13 protein-coding genes and 1 tRNA gene are annotated in these 18,321 nt (G+C 69.7%); 7 read left to right on the top strand and 7 right to left on the bottom strand.

The genetic code is table 11. The features are described 5' to 3' along the window. Window positions 1–25 precede the first annotated feature (25 nt). Window positions 26–628, bottom strand: coding sequence for a class I SAM-dependent methyltransferase (locus tag HL658_RS11630; protein ID WP_180281894.1), 603 nt, complete (start codon window positions 626–628; stop codon window positions 26–28). Window positions 629–953: 325 nt separating this feature from the next. On the opposite strand from HL658_RS11630, the gene HL658_RS11625 reads away from it, so the two are divergent. After that, the gene (locus HL658_RS11625; RefSeq protein ID WP_180281895.1) at window positions 954–2,738 is read left to right on the top strand and encodes a glycoside hydrolase family 17 protein; all 1,785 of its coding nucleotides are present in this window, start codon (window positions 954–956) and stop codon (window positions 2,736–2,738) included. 9 nt (window positions 2,739–2,747) lie between these two features. On the opposite strand, the gene HL658_RS11620 is transcribed toward HL658_RS11625, so the two are convergent. Continuing rightward, window positions 2,748–3,452, bottom strand: a complete 705-nt coding sequence (locus HL658_RS11620) for an orotate phosphoribosyltransferase (RefSeq protein WP_180281896.1) — start codon at window positions 3,450–3,452, stop codon at window positions 2,748–2,750. 225 nt (window positions 3,453–3,677) lie between these two features. On the opposite strand from HL658_RS11620, the gene HL658_RS11615 reads away from it, so the two are divergent. Further along, on the top strand, window positions 3,678–5,276 hold the full coding sequence (locus HL658_RS11615; protein WP_180281897.1) for a response regulator: 1,599 nt from the start codon (window positions 3,678–3,680) through the stop codon (window positions 5,274–5,276). Between the two features lie 23 nt (window positions 5,277–5,299). Here the strand turns inward: HL658_RS11615 and HL658_RS11610 are convergent, their stop codons facing one another. Beyond that, window positions 5,300–7,612 carry a mechanosensitive ion channel domain-containing protein gene (locus tag HL658_RS11610; RefSeq protein WP_180281898.1) on the bottom strand — a complete coding sequence of 771 codons (2,313 nt, stop codon included), beginning with the start codon at window positions 7,610–7,612 and terminating at the stop codon, window positions 5,300–5,302. Between the two features lie 420 nt (window positions 7,613–8,032). Here HL658_RS11610 and HL658_RS11605 point away from each other — a divergent pair, with 420 nt between their 5' ends. Beyond that, entirely contained in the window at window positions 8,033–10,945 is a 2,913-nt protein-coding gene (locus tag HL658_RS11605) for a PAS domain-containing protein (protein WP_180281899.1), read from the top strand. A gap of 9 nt (window positions 10,946–10,954) precedes the next feature. Here HL658_RS11605 and HL658_RS11600 read toward each other — a convergent pair whose 3' ends face one another. Then, entirely contained in the window at window positions 10,955–11,413 is a 459-nt protein-coding gene (locus HL658_RS11600; protein ID WP_180281900.1) for a ferritin-like domain-containing protein, read from the bottom strand. Between the two features lie 166 nt (window positions 11,414–11,579). Between HL658_RS11600 and HL658_RS11595 the strand changes: the two genes are divergently transcribed. The 3 genes from HL658_RS11595 to katG all read left to right on the top strand — a co-directional run bounded on the left by HL658_RS11595 (window position 11,580) and on the right by katG (window position 15,656). Continuing rightward, the gene (locus HL658_RS11595; protein WP_343055067.1) at window positions 11,580–12,092 is read left to right on the top strand and encodes a ferritin-like domain-containing protein; all 513 of its coding nucleotides are present in this window, start codon (window positions 11,580–11,582) and stop codon (window positions 12,090–12,092) included. A gap of 719 nt (window positions 12,093–12,811) precedes the next feature. After that, entirely contained in the window at window positions 12,812–13,258 is a 447-nt protein-coding gene (locus tag HL658_RS11590; RefSeq protein WP_180281902.1) for a cache domain-containing protein, read from the top strand. A gap of 199 nt (window positions 13,259–13,457) precedes the next feature. After that, window positions 13,458–15,656, top strand: a complete 2,199-nt coding sequence (gene katG, locus HL658_RS11585) for a catalase/peroxidase HPI (protein ID WP_180281903.1) — start codon at window positions 13,458–13,460, stop codon at window positions 15,654–15,656. Window positions 15,657–15,778: 122 nt separating this feature from the next. On the opposite strand, the gene HL658_RS11580 is transcribed toward katG, so the two are convergent. Next, window positions 15,779–15,855 (bottom strand) — tRNA-Arg (locus HL658_RS11580). A gap of 175 nt (window positions 15,856–16,030) precedes the next feature. On the opposite strand from HL658_RS11580, the gene gpt reads away from it, so the two are divergent. Further along, the gene (gpt, locus tag HL658_RS11575) at window positions 16,031–16,519 is read left to right on the top strand and encodes a xanthine phosphoribosyltransferase (RefSeq protein ID WP_180281904.1); all 489 of its coding nucleotides are present in this window, start codon (window positions 16,031–16,033) and stop codon (window positions 16,517–16,519) included. A 4-nt stretch (window positions 16,520–16,523) separates the two neighbouring features. On the opposite strand, the gene HL658_RS11570 is transcribed toward gpt, so the two are convergent. Beyond that, on the bottom strand, window positions 16,524–17,360 hold the full coding sequence (locus tag HL658_RS11570; RefSeq protein ID WP_180281905.1) for an ABC transporter permease: 837 nt from the start codon (window positions 17,358–17,360) through the stop codon (window positions 16,524–16,526). Further along, entirely contained in the window at window positions 17,357–18,304 is a 948-nt protein-coding gene (locus tag HL658_RS37985) for an ABC transporter permease subunit (RefSeq protein ID WP_180281906.1), read from the bottom strand. Before HL658_RS37985 ends, HL658_RS11570 begins: the two co-directional genes overlap by 4 nt. Window positions 18,305–18,321: the final 17 nt, after the last annotated feature.

Genomic DNA, 18,321 nt, shown 5'->3' with positions numbered 1-18,321 from the left:
GGCGCCGCCGTTCGGCGGGGCACCTCTAACGCCGTCCGCTCTCGCCGTTCTTCGCCGCGATGACGTAGTAGGGCGGCAGCACGAGGCTGGGTCTCAGGTCATCGCGCTCGCGGGTTTCACCGAAGCCTGCCTCCAGCAGCAATGCCGTCGTGTCCGCCTTCGAGTAAAAGATGAACTTCCGCGTGTTCAGGACGGAGTGGCCGATCTTCTTCAGACCGGCGTCGAAATAGCCGGAGACGGATTTCGGGTCGGGCTCGGCGACCAGCAGAATGCCGCCGCCGCGCAACCGCTGCCGCACATTGCGAAGCAGCGTCAGAAGGCTATCGCGTTCCATGTACATCATCACGCCGAAGATCATGGCGAGGTCGAAGTTGCCTTCCTTCGGCGGGATCAGGTGGACGTAATCGTAGTCGGCGCCGACGCCGACCTCTGGATTGGCGATGACGACCCGGCTCTTGGGTGGCAGGGTCGCGCGGCGGCGAAAACCCCGGTCGGTGCCGCCGACGTCCAGGATTCGGGCAGGCTGCCCGGGCCGCAAATACCCGGCGATTATCCGATCAACGCAGGACTTGTGGCTAGACGGCGACGCCCTGTTGAAAATGGCACCGCCCCCGAATCCGTCTCCCATGCGGCTGCCTCCCCGGGTGCCGGCCGTTGGCGATGGCCGGAACGCACCACGCCGTGCGGTTCATGCGACACACGCCTGAGTAAGCTGGCAATTCGGGTTTGACAACATCGCTGCGGCGGATGCGGCAACGGAACGCGCCGTCCGGAATAATCCCGCGGCCCCCGCGTTCATGCCTGTGGACGATGGCACGTTCCAACCTGCCCGTGAGGGACCTGAACGGGGCGTGCGCGGCGGTTCCCCGTGAACCACGCGCCGCCCCTTTCTTTTGCCCCGCGTTGGGGTAGGGTACGCGGCCTCCCTGTTTGCAGCGGATTTTCCGGGACCCATGCGCATTCTGACGATTCTTGCCGTGCTTCTCGTGGCCGGCCTCGCGAACCTTGCCGTGTGGTGGCTTCCCAACCGGCCGGTGCCGCTCGAAGCGCCGCCCGGCGGCAAGCTGACCAGCGTGTCCTTCGCCCCCTTCCGCGACGGGCAGAGCCCGCTGACCAAGAGCTTCCCCACGCCGGCGCAGATCGACGAGGATCTGGCGGCCATCGCGCCGCAGGTGGCGGGTGTCCGCACCTACACCTCCGGCGAGGGGCTGGAGGTGGTGCCGGAGCTTGCGCGCAAGCACGGGCTGAAGGTCACCATGGGCGCCTGGCTGTCCAGCGAGCTGGACCGCAACGAGCTGGAGGTCACCGCTCTCATCGATCTGGCGAACCGCTATCCGGACGTGATCACCCGCGTGATCGTCGGCAACGAGGTTCTGCTGCGGCGCGAGCTGACGGCCGACCAGGTCGCCGGCTACATCGACCGGGTGAAGGCGGCGGTCAAGCAGCCGGTGTCCTACGCCGACGTGTGGGAATGGTGGCTGAAGTACCCGCAGATCGCCGACCATGTCGATTACCTGACCATCCACCTGCTGCCCTATTGGGAGGATGTGCCGGCCAGCGTGGCGGGCGCGCAGGAGCGCATCCGCACATCCTACCGCATCATCGCCCAGCGTTTCCCCGGCAAGCCGATCCTGGTGGGGGAGACGGGGTGGCCAACCGCCGGGCGGTCGCGCGGGGCCGCCGTCACCGGGCTGGTCGAGAAGGCGACCTTCGTCAACGGCTTCGTCCGTTTGGCGCAGCAGGAGGGCTTCGACTACAACGTGATCGAGGCCTTCGACCAGAACTGGAAGCAGAAGCTGGAAGGCACGGTCGGTGGTCACTGGGGTCTCTACTCCGTGGACCGGCAGGCCAAATTCTCGCTGGCCGGGCCCGTCGTGGAAAACCCGCAATGGCCGACGCTGTTCGCCGCCGCCACCGGGCTGGGGCTCGCGCTGTTCGCCGTCGTGGGGCGTGCCGCGGCCGGCCTGTCCACCGGCGGCACCGCCCTTCTGGCGGCGCTGGGGCTGGGGCTCGGCAGCGCCTTCGTGCGCGCCCTCGACCGGGCTCTGCACTGGAACTACTACTGGCAGGACGTGACGCTCGGCTACGCCATGCTGGCGGCGGAGGCGGTGCTGGCGGTGGCGCTGACGGCGGCCGTGCACCGCACGCTCGCCGCGCGGGGGCCGGAGCGCGGCCCGCTGCTGCCGGTCGGCGCCTTCGCCGGGGCCGGCGGGCTTGAGCGGGCAGGCGCCGTGGCGGCGCTGGCGCTGGCCGGGCTGGCCGCGGTGTGGTCGATCCTGATCATCGTCGATGGCCGCTACCGCGACTTCCCCAACCCCGACATGGTGATCCCTGCGGTCGGGCTGCTAGTGCTGGGTGCGGCGCGCGCGGTGCGCCGGCCGGACGGGACGGCACCGGTGGCGGCCTTCGCCGCCGGGTCGCTGTTCACCGCCGCGGTGCCGGCGGGTACGCCCTCCGGACGCCTGCGGGTGGAGGCGGTGCTGGCGGCACTCCTGCTGGCCGGTGCCGCCGGCACCGTGATCGCCGAGGGCTTCGTGCCGCTGGAGTCGCTGATCTACGGGCAGCTTCCCTTCATGGAGGCATTGCATGAGGTGGACTGGAGCCAGCCGAACCTGGAGGCGCTGTCCTGGGCGGCGCTCCAGCTGCTGCTCGCCCTGCCCTTCGCCGCCGCGCTCGCGACCGCGCGCGGGCGGGTGCCGGCCGCGTCCGGGAAACCGGTGCACGCGGTCGGCAAGTAGACGGCCGGATCAGGCCGCGTTGCTGGCGGACCGCGTCGTGTGGTCCGCCGTCCAGCGCCGCGGGTCGGCCAGGAAGGCCTCGATCTCCGCCTGGGCGCGGGCGTCGAGGAAATGGCCGGCCGCCGCCGCGTCCAGTATGTCCCACCAGGTGCACAGCGCGTGCAGCGTGATGCCCAGCTTCGCCAGATGGTCGTGGATCGCGTCGAAGATGCCGTACTGGAACAGCACGAAGGCGTGCGCCACCCGGCAGCCGGCCTGTGTCAGGGGCTCGGCGAAGCGGGCCTTGCGGTGGCCGTCGGTGGCGAGCTGCTCGACCAGCAGCAGGTTCCAGCCGGGCTCGACCGGCCCTTCCAGCCGGTCCTTGTAGGAGCACGGCTCACGCCCTTCCTTGCGCACGAAGACCAGCGGCAGGCCCAGCCGGTCGGCGATCAGTGTGGCGAAGGGCACGCCGGCCCCCTCCGCGGCGGCGACCGCGTCCAGCCGCGCGTCGGTGACCTCCTCCTCGATCATCCGGAGCGCCAGGCGGATCACGCCGCCGCGCGTGCCGGGGTGCGACAGCAGGAGCCGACCCTCCACATGCAGCGGGCTGACCAGCCCCGATCCGTGCCGGCAGGGGTTCTGCGGGTCGTAGCGCACCGCCCCCGTCTCCAGCAGCCATTGCGCCGTCTGCATCGCGTTGCGCCGCGACTCGATGTCCCAAGGTTCGGGTATCATGCGGCGTCTCCTTCGCATGCGCCGTTGCCCGCCGGTCTGCCGGCGCCGGTCCGCGCGACGCGGCCCCATAACACGCCCCGTCCGTGACGACGGCAAGCCCTTCAAGGTTAAAACCGGAGGAACAGTCGGGGTGCCCATTTCGGGATGAGTTCCCGTGGGCGTTGTTGACATTTGTGCTAACGCACCGGACATTCGACCGCGCGCATCGAATGGAGCAGGGCCCCGATGGCCGAGCCCGATCACGGCGACGACGACGAGCTGTTGTTCGCGGAGGAGGAACCGGAACGGATCCCCGCGGCGGACGAGGTTTCGCTGTCGCCATGGAAGATCCTCATCGTCGATGATGATTCGGAAGTCCACGCGATCACGCGGGTCGTCATGGGCGACGTGCTGTTCGAGGGGCGGCCCATGGTCTTCCTCTCCGCCCATTCGGCGTCGGAGGCACGGGCGCTGCTGCGCGCCCACGACGACGTCGCCGCCATCCTGCTCGACGTGGTGATGGAGACCGACGACGCCGGCCTGAAGCTGGTCCGCTTCATCCGGGAGGAGCTGGGCGACCACCAGGTCCGCATCATCCTGCGCACCGGCCAGCCGGGGCAGGCGCCGGAGCGGCAGGTGATCGTCGATTACGACATCAACGACTACAAGGCCAAGAGCGAGCTGACGGCGCAGAAGCTGTTCACCGCCACGGTGGCGGCGCTGCGCTCCTACCAGCACATCTCCACCATCGAGCATGGCCGCCGCGGGCTGGAGCGCATCGTCGACGCCTCGCTCACCCTGTTCGAGCGGCGGACGCGCGACGCCTTCCTGGACGGCGTGATGACGCACGTCGCGGCGCTGTTCCAGCACGCCCAGGGAACGCTGCTGTGCACCGCCGGCCCGGACGGAGCGGGGGTGCCGCTGGCGGTGACCGGATCGGGCGTCTTTGCCGGCCTGGACGGCCGCCCGCTGGCCGACGCGCTGGATGCGGGGGCGCTGGATGCGGACGCGCTGGACGCCGTCGCGCAGGCCTTCGCCGAACGCGGCGGCCGGCACGGGCCGGACTGGTCGGTCCTGCTCTTCCGGGCGCGCAGCGGCGCGCCGGGCGCCCTGTACGTCCAGGGGCACAGGCCGCTGGACGAAACCGACCGCCGGCTGATCGCGCTGTTCTGCACGACGGTCGCCATCGGTTTCGACAACATCCACCTCTACGAGCGGCTCCAGGAGGCCCAGCGGGCGACCGTGCACGCCCTGGGCAAACTGGCGGAGTACAAGGACGAGGTCACCGGCGACCATGTCCGCCGCATCGGCCGCTGGGCCACGCTGGTCGCCCGCGAGTTGCAGGCGCGCGGCAGCTTCCCCGACGCCGCCGACGAGCAGTTCTGCGACCAGATCGGTCTCGCCAGCATGCTGCACGATGTTGGCAAGGTCGGCATTCCCGACAGCATCCTGCGCAAGCCCGGCGCCCTCGATCCGGACGAGTTGCGGGTGATGCGCGAGCACGCCGGCATGGGGGCCCGCATCCTGCGCGAGGCGGCCGGCATGGTGGGGGGACGCAACTACCTCTCGCTTGGCGCCGAGATCGCCGAATCCCATCACGAGAAGTTCGACGGCACCGGCTACCCGCAGGGGCTGAAGGGCGACGCCATCCCGCTGTCGGGCCGCATCGTGGCGGTGGCCGATGTGTACGACGCGCTGCTGCACCGCCGCCCCTACAAGCACGCCTGGGACCGCGGCGCCGTGCTGGATCTGATCCGCCGCGAGGCGGGCCGGCATTTCGACCCGCGGGTGGTCGACGCCTTCCTGGACGTGGTCGCCGCAGAGGAGGCACCGGCCGCCCCGTGAGGCGGCCGGTCCTTGCGGATCGCTTACGACCCCTGGCTCAGCGCCTCCCCCAGCGCCTTGTCGCCGCCACCGGCCATCACGAGCTGCATGTGCGGGTAGGGGATGGAGATGCCGACCTCGTCGAAGCGCTTTTTCATGCGCCGGTTGAACTCGCGCCCGATGCCCCACTGCTTGATCGGCCGTGTCTTGAATCGGGCCATGATGACGATCCCGGAGTCGGCCAGCTTGTCGAGCCCCATGACCTCCAGCGGGGCCAGGAGGTCGCGGGCGAAGGCGGGATCGGCCTGCATGCCGCTGCCGATCTCGCGCAGCACCTCGATCACCCGGTCCGGATCCTCCTTGTAGTCCACCGACACGTTGAAGACGGCGAAGGAGAAGTCCTTCGTCAGGTTCTTCACCGTGGTGACGGCGCTGAAGGGCACGGAATGCACGCTGCCGGCGGTGTCGCGCAGACGGATGGTGCGGATGGAGATGGCCTCCACCACGCCGGAATGCCCGCCGCCGACATCCACCACATCGCCGACGGAGATGGTGTCCTCGAACAGGATGAACAGGCCGGTGATCACGTCCTTGACCAGCGTCTGCGACCCGAAGCCGACGGCCAGACCGACGACGCCGGCACCGGCCAGCAGCGGGGCGATGTTCATGCCCAGCTCCGACAGGGTGATCAGCGCCACCACGGTCACCAGAACCACCAGGAAGGCGTTGCGCAGCAGGGGCAGCAGCGTGCGCACGCGCGCCGACCGCTCGATGCGCACCCCGTGCCGGTCGGTCTCCGACAGGAAGCGCTCGATCAGCGCGCTGACCAGCTCCCAGGCGATGACGGCCAGCACCAGCATCGACGCGATCGTCACGCCGCTGCCGATCACCCGGCGGCCGACCGGCGATTCCAGCCAATCCACCGTGTTGACGCCCCAGACATTGAGGATCGCCAGCAGCGCCACGATCCAGACGACCGCCTTCAGCACCCGGTGCAGCAGCGGCAGGTAGCGGTTGGCCCGCTCCTCCAGCTGCGGGAAAGACTCGCGGTATTCGGCGGAGATGCGGAAGCCGCGCCGCAGAACGCGCCCGATGCCGTTGACCAGCAACCGTGCCGCCGCCGCGATCAGGATCGTCAGCCCGGTGGCACGGGCCAGATACTCGAACCCGCCATACACGTTCAGCATCCACACGCCGAAGGTCACGACCACATAGAGGATGGCGATGACGTGCCAGACGTCGGCCAGCCGCGCACGGGCCGTGCGCAGCACGGCACCGCGCCCCTCCGCTTCCCGTTCCGCCGTGTCGGCCGGGTCGCCGTCGCCCGACAGGGGGGTGCCACGCATCCATTCCGCCACCGACACCCGGTTCTGCAGGATGAGGATGACCAGCATGGTGGCGATCAGCAGCCCCAGCAGCTTCATCATCGCCCCGTAGGCACCGAGCGGCAGACCCAGCACATAGGCGGCTTCCGTCAGGAAGTAGCCGTAGACCGCCGCGAAGGCGAGCCGGCGCGCCCAGACATAGGCGTAGGCCGCCGTCTCGTCCTCCATGCGGATCAGCCGGAGGCCTGGCGCCGACGGCGACAGCACGACGCGGGTGAGCAGGAGGAGCAGCTGCACGATGATCGAGGCGTTGACGACAGCCAGCGTGGCGAGCCGGACGCGCTGCGGCGGGTCGACCACCGACAGGACGCCGTAGCCGACCACCGCGAAGGCCGCGACCGGGGCCAGTTCGAGCACCGCGCGCAGCAGGAGGAACGGCAGCTTGGTGAGGACGGAGCGGAGCTGGCGGGCGCTGAGCGCGTTGCGCGGGCGCGCCAACAACCACCCGACGCCCCGCGCGATGGCCCAGCCGGCGACCAGGATGATGCCGAGCGTCTGCAGGAGTTGCACCCAGCGGTCGCGCGCCGAGGGATCCTTGGCCTGTCGCACCGCCCAGTCCGCGGCCCGCGGCAGGTCCGCGAAGACGTTGGCGACCTGGATGAGCTGGTGGCTCAGCCCCTCCACCCGCGCGGCGGCGTAGCCCAGCAGCCGACCACCCAGCGTGTCGCGCCGGTCGTCGGCGGCGGCACCGGGAGTTGCGGCCGGTGCGGCGGCCTGCTGGGCGGTGATGATCGCCTGGAGCTGCTCGATCAGCTTGGCCCGCGCCGCCTCGTCCTGAAGCGTCCGGACGACGCCCTGGAGCTGTTCGACCGTCGGTCCGGCCGTGGCCGTGGTGGCGGCCGGGGTGGTGGCGGGTGCGGAAGCGGGCGCAGCCGGGACCGTCTGGGCACCGGCGGGCCAGCCGGCCAGCGTGATCAGAAGAAGGAGGACGGCGGCAAACCCGCGTGTCCACCGGTGGCGTGTGCTCGGCATCGATGGGTGATCCGTCGGTCCTTGTCGGAAGGCAAGGACCTTAACCCGCGTTCCAACGGGATGCCAACCGTCACGCCCGTGGTCGTTCCGTGACGCGGCTCCGGTCGTCGAGGGGCCGGCGGTGGCGAGCGCGGATGTCCATCGCGCCGTCGCCGGCAAGCGGGGTGGACGCGGCGCCCTCATCCCTTACCGAAATCGTGACAGGATTTGCGAAGAAATCTACGAAATTCTCTGGGTTTCCACGAGAAGACCTACCACTTTTGTTTTGGGGAATACTGAGTAATCCATCGGTTCTTCATGATCCGAACGGACGCATTAACCGTGATTTAACTACGGTTGCGATAAACGACGAAAGCTGGCGACGGCTGAGGCGGAATCCCCCGCCCGATCCGTCGACACAGCCTGCGGATGGCCGGTTCGATGACGTTGCTGACGCGCCTGTTCCTGCTGGTGTTCCTGGCCGTGCTGCCGGCCATCGCGATCCAGGCGTTCAGCGTCCTCGATCGCCGCGACGAACGCCAGCGCGAGATCGCTGCCCAGGCCGAACGCCTGCTCCGCCTTGTGGAGGGTGAGCAGGTGCGCGTGCTCGACATCGTCCGCCACACCCTCGACACGGTGGCGGAGGCGCCGGCCGTGATGGCACCGGACTCCGGCGAGTGCCGGCCCTACCTGTCCCGTGTGGCGCGGCGCCTGCCCGGCGGGCAGCCGCTGGCGGTGATCGGTGCCGACGGGGCGATCCGGTGCAGCGCCGACCCCGAAGCGGTCGGCCGCAACGTCGGCACCATAGCCCGCGATGCCATGGAGCGCGACGGATTCGTGATCGGTACGGCCACCCGCTGGCCGGGAAGCGACGAGCCGGTGCTTCCCCTGGCGGTTCCGGTGCGTGGCGCCGACGGCCGGCCGACGGGGGCCGTGTCGATGGCCGTCAGCCTGTCCTGGCTGGCCGGGGCGCTCACCGGCCGCGGCCTGCCGGCCAACGCCAGTCTGACCGTCGCCGGTCCCGACGGCGCGGTGCTGGTCGGCGGACCCGCGGCGGGCCTGAGGGTCGGCGAGTCGCTTCCCGCATCCCTGCGGCGCCTGCTGGACTCCGGCTCGCGCAACACCGTCGACCAGATCGATTCGGACGGGGTCGAGCGAATCGTCGCCCACGCCCCCATTCCCAGCGACGGCGCCGGCCTGTTCCTGGCCATCGGCATCGACCGGCAGGCGGCCATGCGCGACGTGGCCCGCGCCACCCGCAACTCCCTGGCCCTCATCCTCGCCGGAATCACCGCGGCGCTGGTGGCGGCGTGGGTCGGCGGCATGATGTTCATCCGCCGGCCGGTGGAGACGCTGATCCGCTCCGCCCAGAGCTGGCGCGACGGCAATTCCGCCACGCGGGCGCGGCTGACCGACACCAATTCGGAGATCGGCCAGCTCGGCGCCGCCTTCGACGCCATGGCGGAGACGCTGGAGGCCCGCAGCGAGGCGCTGGCCCGCAGCGAGCGCCATCTGCGCGCCGTGCTCGATTCGCTGCCCGGCTTCGTCGGCGTGCTGACCCCCGACGGGGTGGTGCAGCGGATCAACCGGGCGGCGCTGGACGTGGCCGGCGGCGACGCGGCCAGCTTGGTGGGCCACCCCTTCGCGGACTGCGCCTGCTGGTCGGAGCCGCCGGGCCTGCGGGCTCGGCTGCGCGCGGCGCTCCGTGCCGCCGCCTTCGGCCAGACCTCGCGCTTCGACCTGCCGACGTCGGTGGATGGACGGGCGGTCGTGCTCGACTTCACCCTGACCCCGATGCTCGACCCGGACGGAGGCATCGCCAACATCGTCGCGTCTGGCATCGACGTGACCGAGCGCAAGCGGACGGAGGATGCGCTGCGCGTGGCCGAGGGACGCTTCCGCACGGCGCTGCGCACCAGCGGCGTGTCGGTGTTCAACCAGTCCCGCGACCTGCGCTACACCTGGGCCCATGATCCGGTGCTGGGCATCCAGCCGGACGAGCTCGTCGGCCGCACCGACGCCGAGTTCTTCGCCAAGCTTCCCGAGACCGTCGAACGGCTGACCAGCATCAAGCGGCGCGTGATCGAGACCGGCGAGGCCGCGCAGGAGGAGGTGCTGATTCCCTGGAACGGCACCGACCACTGGTTCGACCTGATCGTCGACCCGCAGCTCGACCGCGAGGGGCGGATCATCGGCGTGGTCTGCGCCACCATCGACGTCACCGAACGCCGCCGCGGCGAGGATACGATCCGCGCCGCGCGGGAGGAGGCGGAGCGTGCCAACCTCGCCAAGACCAAGTTCCTGGCCGCCGCCAGCCACGACCTGCGCCAGCCCGTGCAGTCACTCTACCTGTTCGCGGCGGCGCTGCGCGACCGGCTGGCCGATCACGCGGCACTGCCGCTGCTCGACACCATGAACCAGTCGCTGGACGCCCTGAAGCAGCTGCTCGACGGGCTTCTCGACATGTCGCGCCTGGAATCGGGGCGCATCGTGGCGGCGCCGGGGCCGGTCAAGCTGGCCGACGTGCTGGGGCGGCTGGCGGCGGAGTACAAGCCACGGGCGCTGGAACGCGGGCTGGAGCTGTCGGTCATGCCGTGCAGCGCCTGGGTGCTGACCGATCCGGCCCTGCTCGACCGCATCCTGCGCAACCTGATCGAGAACGCGCTCCGCTACACCCGCGAGGGCCGCATCCTGATCGGCGCCCGCCGCCGCCGCGGCCAGCTCCGGCTGGAGGTGTGGGACACCGGCATCGGCATCCCGGCCAACCGGCTGGACGAGATCTTCGAGGAGTTCACCCAACTCGACGACAGCGGGCGCGACCGCGGCCTCGGCCTCGGCCTCGCCATCGTGAAGCGCTTGTCCCGCCTGCTGCGCCACCGGGTGACCGTGCGCTCGGCGGTCGGGCGCGGCTCGGTCTTCGCCATCGAGCTGCCGGGGATCCCGGCACCGGTGATGCCGCGCCCCCGCGTCCCCGCCAACGACGGGCAGGCGCGCGGCGTCGTGCTGGTGATCGACGACGAGGCGATCATCCTGCTGGGGCTGAAGGCGATGCTGGAGGGCTGGGGCTACGACGTGCTGACCGCCCGGTCGCGCGAGCAGGCGCTGGACCGGCTGCGCATCGATGGCCGGCGCCCGCAGATCGTGCTGGCCGACTACCAGCTCAAAGGCGGGGAGACCGGGCCGGAAGCGCTGGTGGCGATCCAGGGGCTGCTCGGCAAGGACGTGCCTGGCGTCATCCTGACCGGCGACACCACGCCCGAACGCCTGAAGGAGGCGCAGAAAGGCGGCTTCCGCATCCTGCACAAGCCGGTCTTCCCGTCGGACCTGCGCAAGCTGATGGCCGGAGCGGCGTAACGGCGCGCCTTACGCGATGGTTTCGCGCAGCGCCGCCATCCGGTCGAGGTCGGCGCGGATGCGGGCGAGTTGTTCGGACACGCCGTCGGCGATTGCCGGCGGCAGCTCCTTCGCCAGCGCCTCCTCGTAGAGGCGCACGCATTCGCTCTCGGCGCGCTGCACCTCGGCCAGCAGGGTGGCGCGGTCGTTGCCCAGGACCGCCTCGCGCACACCCAGCAGCATGCGGTGGGCGCCGCCGATCACCGTGCCGCCGATGTCCGGCGCCCCGCCGACCTCCGCGACCGACCGCTGAAGCTCGCGGACGATGGCCCCGCGCTGGGCAGCCAAATCGTTGAACAGCGCCTTCAGGTCGTCGCTCTCCGCACGGCCGGCGGCGTGACGGTACCCCTCGTGGCTGTCCTCCACGGTGTGGATGAGGTCGTTCAACGTATCGACGATCGTGGTCTTGTCCAGTTCCCTGTCGGCCATGTCAGTCCTCCCCACCCGTGGGTGCACCCAGCGTCACCAAGCAACGGGCGGTCCCGCGGCGTGGTTCCGGCATGCGGCGGGGGTGGCCCCTTGGGAGACGCCACGCGACCAACGGCCGCTTTCCCTGTTGAAGGAGGGTACAACCGATTCAATCATGGAGCTGACGGTGACCGACAAGACCGAAGTGTTGAAGGACTGGCTGCGCGACGCCTACGCGATGGAGAGCCAGGCGGTTGAGATGCTGGAGCGCCAGGTCGGCCGCATCGAGAACTACCCCGAGCTTCTCGCCAAGGCGAAGGAGCATGTGGAGGTGTCGAAACGGCAGGCGGACCGGTTGAAGGATTGTTTGGCGCAGCTCGGCACCCAACCGTCCTCGATCAAGACCGGCATCCAGATGCTGATCGGCAACGCCCAGTCCCTGTCCGGCGTGGTGGCGCCCGACGAGATCGTGAAGGCGAGCGTCTTCAATTACGCCTTCGAGCATTTCGAGATCGCCAACTACCGCGCGCTGATCGCCGCGGCCGAATCGGCCGGCAAGCCCGAGATCGCCCGTATCCTGAAGCAAAGCCTGGATGAGGAGCTGGAGATGGCCGGCTGGCTGGAGCAGCGCATCCCGCAGGTGACCCAGACCTACCTGACCCGGCGCGAGACCATGTCGGCGAGCGAAGCCAAACGCTGACATCCGCGAACCGCCCCGCGGCCGGAGACGGCCGCGGGACTTCGCGTCCGCAACATTTCCGTGGCGCCGTCGCGGCACCCGGATACCTTGTCCGAAATTTGTCCCACAGAGAGTCGTACCGTTTTCCAGAACCCGGCAAGCCGTTGATTTTCAGCGGATCTTCGCACCGAAAACCGGATGATCCGCATCGGGTGGCATAGCCCTACGGCATAGACGAATGGCCGAGTTACACCCGACGTGACGTTGGTTCCGCAGCGCGGGATCGGCAATGTTGCTCCATTGACATAGAAGAACGCGAATAGGGGCAACAGCCGATGAACACCCAGCCGCCTGTGGACCGGCCAGGACGGGCACATCTGCGCAACCCGCGGCCGACCTGCTGCCGCTGCGGACGGATGCTGCGGATCGGCGAGCCCCATTGGGCCGGCGACCCGCAGGGCCGCATCTGGCACTACGCGTGCGCCGAGCAGGCGGGCGTCACCACGCCCTGGGTCCGCCCCCGCCGTCGGCACGCCCCCATTTCGGAGCCATCCTGAACTGGCAACACCCTGGATCGCGCTACGCCCCGCCCTGCTACCGGATGCCGCAGGATGGTTGTGACGACGGATGTTCCGCTACCACTGCCGCTGCTACACTATGCGTCCCCGCCGGTACCGTCGCCCACCGACGACGCGGCCGGATCCAACGACAAAGACACCAACGATAAGGATGGAGGACGCATGAAACGTTTTGCCGCCGCCGCTGCCGGCCTGTCGATGATGCTCGCCGCCGGTACCGCCTTCGCCCAGGCACAGTTCGGCTCCGCCGCCGAAGCCAAGGCCATGCTGGAAAAGGCCGTCACCGCCGTGAAGGCGGACAAGGCCGGGGCGCTGGCCGCCTTCGCCAAGGGGGAAGGCGGCTTCAAGGACCGCGACCTCTATCCCTTCTGCGGCGGGCCGGACGGTCTGTTCACCGCCCACCCCACCCTGACCGGCAAGAGCCTGCGCGATCTTCAGGACAAGACCGGCAAGCCGCTGGGGCTGGACATCTACGCCGCCGCGAAGGAAGGCGCCATCAGCGAGGTCAGCTACATGTGGCCGCGCCCCGGCAGCGCCGATCCGGTGCAGAAGATCAGCTACGTCACCAAGATCGGCGACCAGGTCTGCGCCGTCGGCTACTACAAGTGATGCGGTGAAGGGGGTCGGGCGCCGCACCGGCGTTCGCCCCCTGCCCGCAGCCATGGACGGCGCGGCGTCTCGCCGCCCGCTCGCGCATCGATCATAGGCACGACTTATCGGAACGATCGAAACAGCCGTCTTTACCCAATATGGGTCGCTGCATAAACATTGTCGGCAGAAGAAGCACAATCCCCTTGAGGAGGACGTGATGGACACGCTGCCCGACAAGAGCGCCGGAAAATGCCCATTCACCGGCGGAAGCAGCCGCCGCGGCAACCGTGATTGGTGGCCGGAAGCGCTCGACATCGAGATGCTGCACCGGAATTCGTCCCTGTCCGACCCGATGGGCAAGGATTTCGACTACGCCAAGGAGTTCCAGACCCTCGACCTCGACGCCGTGATCAAGGACCTGCACGCCCTGATGACGGATTCGAAGGACTGGTGGCCGGCGGACTTCGGTCATTACGGCGGGCTGATGATCCGCATGGCGTGGCACAGCGCCGGCACCTACCGCATCACCGACGGGCGCGGCGGCGCCGGGGCCGGGCAGCAGCGGTTCGCGCCGCTCAACTCCTGGCCGGACAACGCCAACCTCGACAAGGCGCGCCGCCTGTTGTGGCCGATCAAGCAGAAATACGGGCGCAAGATCTCCTGGGCCGACCTGATGATCCTGGCCGGCAACGTCGCGCTGGAGTCGATGGGCTTCAAGACCTTCGGCTTCGCCGGCGGCCGCGCCGACGTGTGGGAGCCGGAGGAACTGTTCTGGGGTCCGGAAGGCACCTGGCTGGGCGACGAGCGCTACAGCGGCGAGCGCCAGCTTTCCGAACCGCTGGGCGCGGTGCAGATGGGCCTCATCTACGTCAACCCGGAAGGGCCGAACGGCAACCCCGACCCGGTGGCGGCGGCCAAGGACATCCGCGAGACCTTCCGCCGCATGGCGATGAACGACGAGGAGACGGTGGCGCTGATCGCCGGCGGCCACACGCTGGGCAAGACGCACGGCGCCGGCGACCCGTCCTTCATGGGTCCGGAGCCGGAGGCGGGCGCGCTGGAGGACCAGGGACTGGGCTGGAAGAGCAAGCACGGCACCGGCTTCGGCGCCGACGCCATCACCGGCGGCCCGGAGGTGATCTGGTCGCAGACGCCGACGCGCTGGAGCAACCACTTCTTCGACAACCTGTTCGGGTTCGAGTGGGAGCTGACCACCAGCCCGGCCGGCGCCAAGCAGTGGCAGGCCAAGGGCGCGGAGCCGTCGATCCCCGACCCCTTCGACCCGTCGAAGAAGCGCCTGCCGACCATGCTGACGACCGACCTGTCGCTGCGCTTCGACCCGATCTACGAGAAGATCTCGCGCCGCTTCCACGAGAATCCCGACCAGTTCGCCGACGCCTTCGCCCGCGCCTGGTACAAGCTCACCCACCGCGACATGGGGCCGGTCGCCCGCTACCTTGGCCCGCTGGTGCCGAAGGAGACGCTGATCTGGCAGGATCCGGTCCCGCCGCTGGACCACCCGGTGGTCGATGACGCGGATGTGGCCGCGCTGAAGGCGAAAATTCTCACCTCCGGCCTCACGGTCCAGCAGCTCGTGTCGACCGCCTGGTCCTCCGCCTCGACCTTCCGCGGGTCCGACAAGCGCGGCGGCGCCAATGGTGCCCGCATCCGCCTCGCCCCGCAGAAGGATTGGGAGGTGAACGAGCCGGAGCAGCTCCGATCGGTCCTGATGACGCTCGAAGCCATCCAGCAGGCGTTCAACGCATCGGCCACCGGTGGCAAGAAGGTGTCGCTCGCCGACCTGATCGTGCTCGCCGGCGGTGCGGGAATCGAGAAGGCGGCGCAGGATGCCGGGCTGTCCATCCAGGTGCCTTTCACCCCCGGCCGCACCGACGCCTCGCAGGACCAGACGGACGTGGAGTCCTTCGCCGCGCTCGAACCGCGGCAGGACGGCTTCCGGAACTACGTCAACAGCGGCAAGACGCAGTTCATGAAGCCGGAGGAGGCTCTGGTGGACCGGGCGGCGTTGCTGCGGCTGACCGGGCCGGAGATGACGGTGCTGGTCGGCGGCCTGCGCGTGCTGGGCGCCAACACCGGCGGCTCGCCGCACGGCGTCTTCACCGACCGGCCGGGCACGCTGACGAACGACTTTTTCGTCAACCTGCTCGGCATGGACACGGAGTGGCAGGCGCCCGATGGGGCCGGGGTCTACGAGGGCCGCGACCGCGTCACCAAGGCACCGAAATGGACCGCCACGCGCGTCGACCTGATCTTCGGCTCGCACTCCCAGCTCCGCGCCTTCGCCGAGGTCTACGCCTGCGCCGACTCCAAGGAGAAGTTCGCCAAGGACTTCGTGGCCGCCTGGACCAAGGTGATGAACGCCGACCGCTACGATCTGGCGGCGCCGAGGCACTGACGGACGGCGCCGTGCCGGAGGGACCGATGTTCTTCCGGCACGGTGCCGCTTCACCAAACCCTGAAAACACGAAAGCCCGGCCAATGGCCGGGCTTTCGTATCGCTGTTCAGCGGAAGAAGAGTGGCGCGCCCGAGAAGATTCGAACTCCTAACCCTCAGATCCGTAGTCTGATGCTCTATCCAGTTGAGCTACGGGCGCATCCTTTTCGCCGGGGACCGTGACCGGTACCGCCGGTGAGGTCGAGAATCTACTCGATGACCGATGGGGACGCAAGAGGTTTTTTTCATCGAATCGCACCGCCGTGGACGGCCCGCCGGCGCTGGGCTATAAGCGGCGCCACGCAACGTTCCCGTCGCCGTCCGGAGTGTCGACCGTGGCCGAATCCACCCCCTTCAACCGCGCCTTTCCCGTGTCGTGGGAGGAGCTTCACCGCAACGCCAAGGCGCTGACCTGGCGCCTGATCGACAAGGGGCCGTGGAAGGGGATCGTGGCGATCACCCGCGGCGGCCTGGTTCCCGCCGCCATCATCGCGCGCGAGCTGGAGATCCGGTTGATCGACACGGTCTGCGTTTCCACCTACGACCACCAGAACGTCCGCGAATCGGTGGTGCTGAAGGGGGTCGAGGGTGACGGCGACGGCTGGCTGCTGATCGACGATCTGGTCGACACCGGCAAGACCGCGATGATCGTGCGCAAGATGCTGCCCAAGGCGCATTTTGCTACCATCTACGCCAAGCCCGCCGGCCGGCCACTGGTGGACACCTTCATCACCGAAGTCAGCCAGGACACCTGGATCTACTTCCCCTGGGACGTGGAACCACAATTCTCCCAGCCGGTGGCGCAACTCCACCGCAAGGGGTGATCACTCACCCCAGCGGCCCGGTGCGGTGGCGGGGGTCGAGCAGGTCGCGCAGGCCGTCGCCCAGCAGGTTCAGCCCCAGCACGCTGACCGCCACCGCCGCACCGGGAAACACCGCCTGGAGCGGTGCGGTGAACAGGAAGGTCTGGGCGTCGTTCAGCATCTTGCCCCAGGAGGGCGAGGGCGGCTGGATGCCGAGGCCGAGGTAGCTGAGCGCCGCCTCGTTCAGGATGGCGACGGCGTAGAGCACGGTGGCCTGCACCGCCACCACCCCCGCCACGTTGGGCAGCACATGCACCAGCGTCACCGACGCCGGGTCGCGGCCGAGCGCCAGGGCGGCGCGCACGAACTCCCGCCGCCAGACCTGCCGCGCGGCGCCGCGCGTCACCCGCGCCAGCACCGCGATGTTGAAGACGCCGAGCGCCACGATGGCATTGACGGCGCCCGGGCCGGCCAGCGCGGTCAGCAGGATCGCCGTCAGCACGGCGGGAAAGGCGAAGACCAGATCGGCGAAGCGCCCGACAGCCTCGTCCCCCCAACGGCCGACGGCGGCGGCCAGCAGACCCAACGGCACGCCAAGCGCCAGCCCGATCCCGACCGCCGCCGCCCCGACGGCGAGCGAGTTGCGGGCGCCGACCATGATCATCGACAGCACGTCGCGACCGAAATGGTCGGTGCCCAGCCAGTTCACCGGCCCCGGCGGACGCAGCCGGGCGATCACGCGCACCTGCTCCGCCGGAAAGGGCGTCCACAGCAGCGACAGCAGCGCCACCGCCAGCACCAGTCCGGTGAGTGCCGCGCCAAGGATCAGGCTGACCGGCAGAGGACGCCGCGGGGCGGTCATGCCTCCACCTTCGGCCGCGGGTCGATGACCGCGTAGGCCGCATCGACCAAGAAGTTGACCGCCACCACCATCACCGACAGCAGAACCACCACGTCGCGCACCACGATCAGGTCGCGCTGCCCGATGGCCTGATAGACCAGCCGGCCCAGCCCCGGCAGGGTGAAGACGGTCTCGATGACGATGGTGCCCGACACCAGGAAGGCGAACTGCAACCCCAGCACCGTCATCACCGGGATCAGCGCGTTCGGCAGGGCGTGGCGCCACAGCACCGCCGCCCGCCCCACCCCCTTGGCCCGCGCCGTGCGCACATAATCCTCCCGCAGCGTGTCGAGCACGGCGGAGCGGGTGACGCGGGCGAGGATGGCGGCCTCCGGTAGGGCCAGCGCCACGGCCGGCAACAGCAGCGCCTTCAGCCCCGGCCCCACCCCGTCCTGCCAGCCGGGAAAGCCGCCGGCCGAGAACCAGCGAAGCTGCACCGAAAAGGCCAGGATCAGCAGGATGCCGAACCAGAAGCCGGGAATGGCGATGCCGAGCTGGCCGAAGCCCATGACGCCCCAGTCCGCCGCCCGCCCCTGCCGCGCCGCCGCCCACAACCCCAGCGGAACGGCGATGGCGGTGGAAAGCGCCAGCGCCATCAGCGCCAGCGGCCCGGTGACCACCATCCGCTCCGCCACCAGCCCGGCCACCGGCCGGGCGTAGGTCAGGCTGGTGCCGAGCTCGCCGCTCAGCAGCCCGGCCAGGAAGCCGCCGTAGCGGACCAGCACCGGCCGGTCCAGCCCCATCTGGTCGCGCAGCGCCGCCAGCGTGTCCGGCCGCGCCTCCGTCCCCAGCATCAGCAGCGCCGGGTCGCCGGGCAGCACCTCCAGCACCACGAAGACGACGACCGTGGCCAGCCACGCCGTCAGCGCCAGCGACAGCAGCCGGCGGGCGAGAAAGCCGAGCACGGGGCGGGCCGCGACGC

This window comes from Azospirillum oleiclasticum (assembly GCF_013423485.1).
In the GTDB taxonomy this organism is placed as follows: domain Bacteria; phylum Pseudomonadota; class Alphaproteobacteria; order Azospirillales; family Azospirillaceae; genus Azospirillum; species Azospirillum oleiclasticum.
The sequence above is the reverse complement of the archived record's forward strand: the minus strand, read 5'-3'. Positions and strand labels throughout refer to the sequence as shown.

What these genes read in the sequence shown, in the direction of transcription:
- katG (WP_180281903.1), top strand. Translation starts at nt 13,458, where the DNA reads ATGGACACGCTGCCCGACAAGAGCGCCGGAAAATGCCCATTCACCGGC.
- HL658_RS11570 (WP_180281905.1), bottom strand. Translation starts at nt 17,360, where the DNA reads ATGACCGCCCCGCGGCGTCCTCTGCCGGTCAGCCTGATCCTTGGCGCG.
- HL658_RS11605 (WP_180281899.1), top strand. Translation starts at nt 8,033, where the DNA reads ATGACGTTGCTGACGCGCCTGTTCCTGCTGGTGTTCCTGGCCGTGCTG.
- HL658_RS11615 (WP_180281897.1), top strand. Translation starts at nt 3,678, where the DNA reads ATGGCCGAGCCCGATCACGGCGACGACGACGAGCTGTTGTTCGCGGAG.
- HL658_RS11625 (WP_180281895.1), top strand. Translation starts at nt 954, where the DNA reads ATGCGCATTCTGACGATTCTTGCCGTGCTTCTCGTGGCCGGCCTCGCG.
- HL658_RS11620 (WP_180281896.1), bottom strand. Translation starts at nt 3,452, where the DNA reads ATGATACCCGAACCTTGGGACATCGAGTCGCGGCGCAACGCGATGCAG.
- HL658_RS11630 (WP_180281894.1), bottom strand. Translation starts at nt 628, where the DNA reads ATGGGAGACGGATTCGGGGGCGGTGCCATTTTCAACAGGGCGTCGCCG.
- HL658_RS11600 (WP_180281900.1), bottom strand. Translation starts at nt 11,413, where the DNA reads ATGGCCGACAGGGAACTGGACAAGACCACGATCGTCGATACGTTGAAC.
- HL658_RS11590 (WP_180281902.1), top strand. Translation starts at nt 12,812, where the DNA reads ATGAAACGTTTTGCCGCCGCCGCTGCCGGCCTGTCGATGATGCTCGCC.
- HL658_RS11610 (WP_180281898.1), bottom strand. Translation starts at nt 7,612, where the DNA reads ATGCCGAGCACACGCCACCGGTGGACACGCGGGTTTGCCGCCGTCCTC.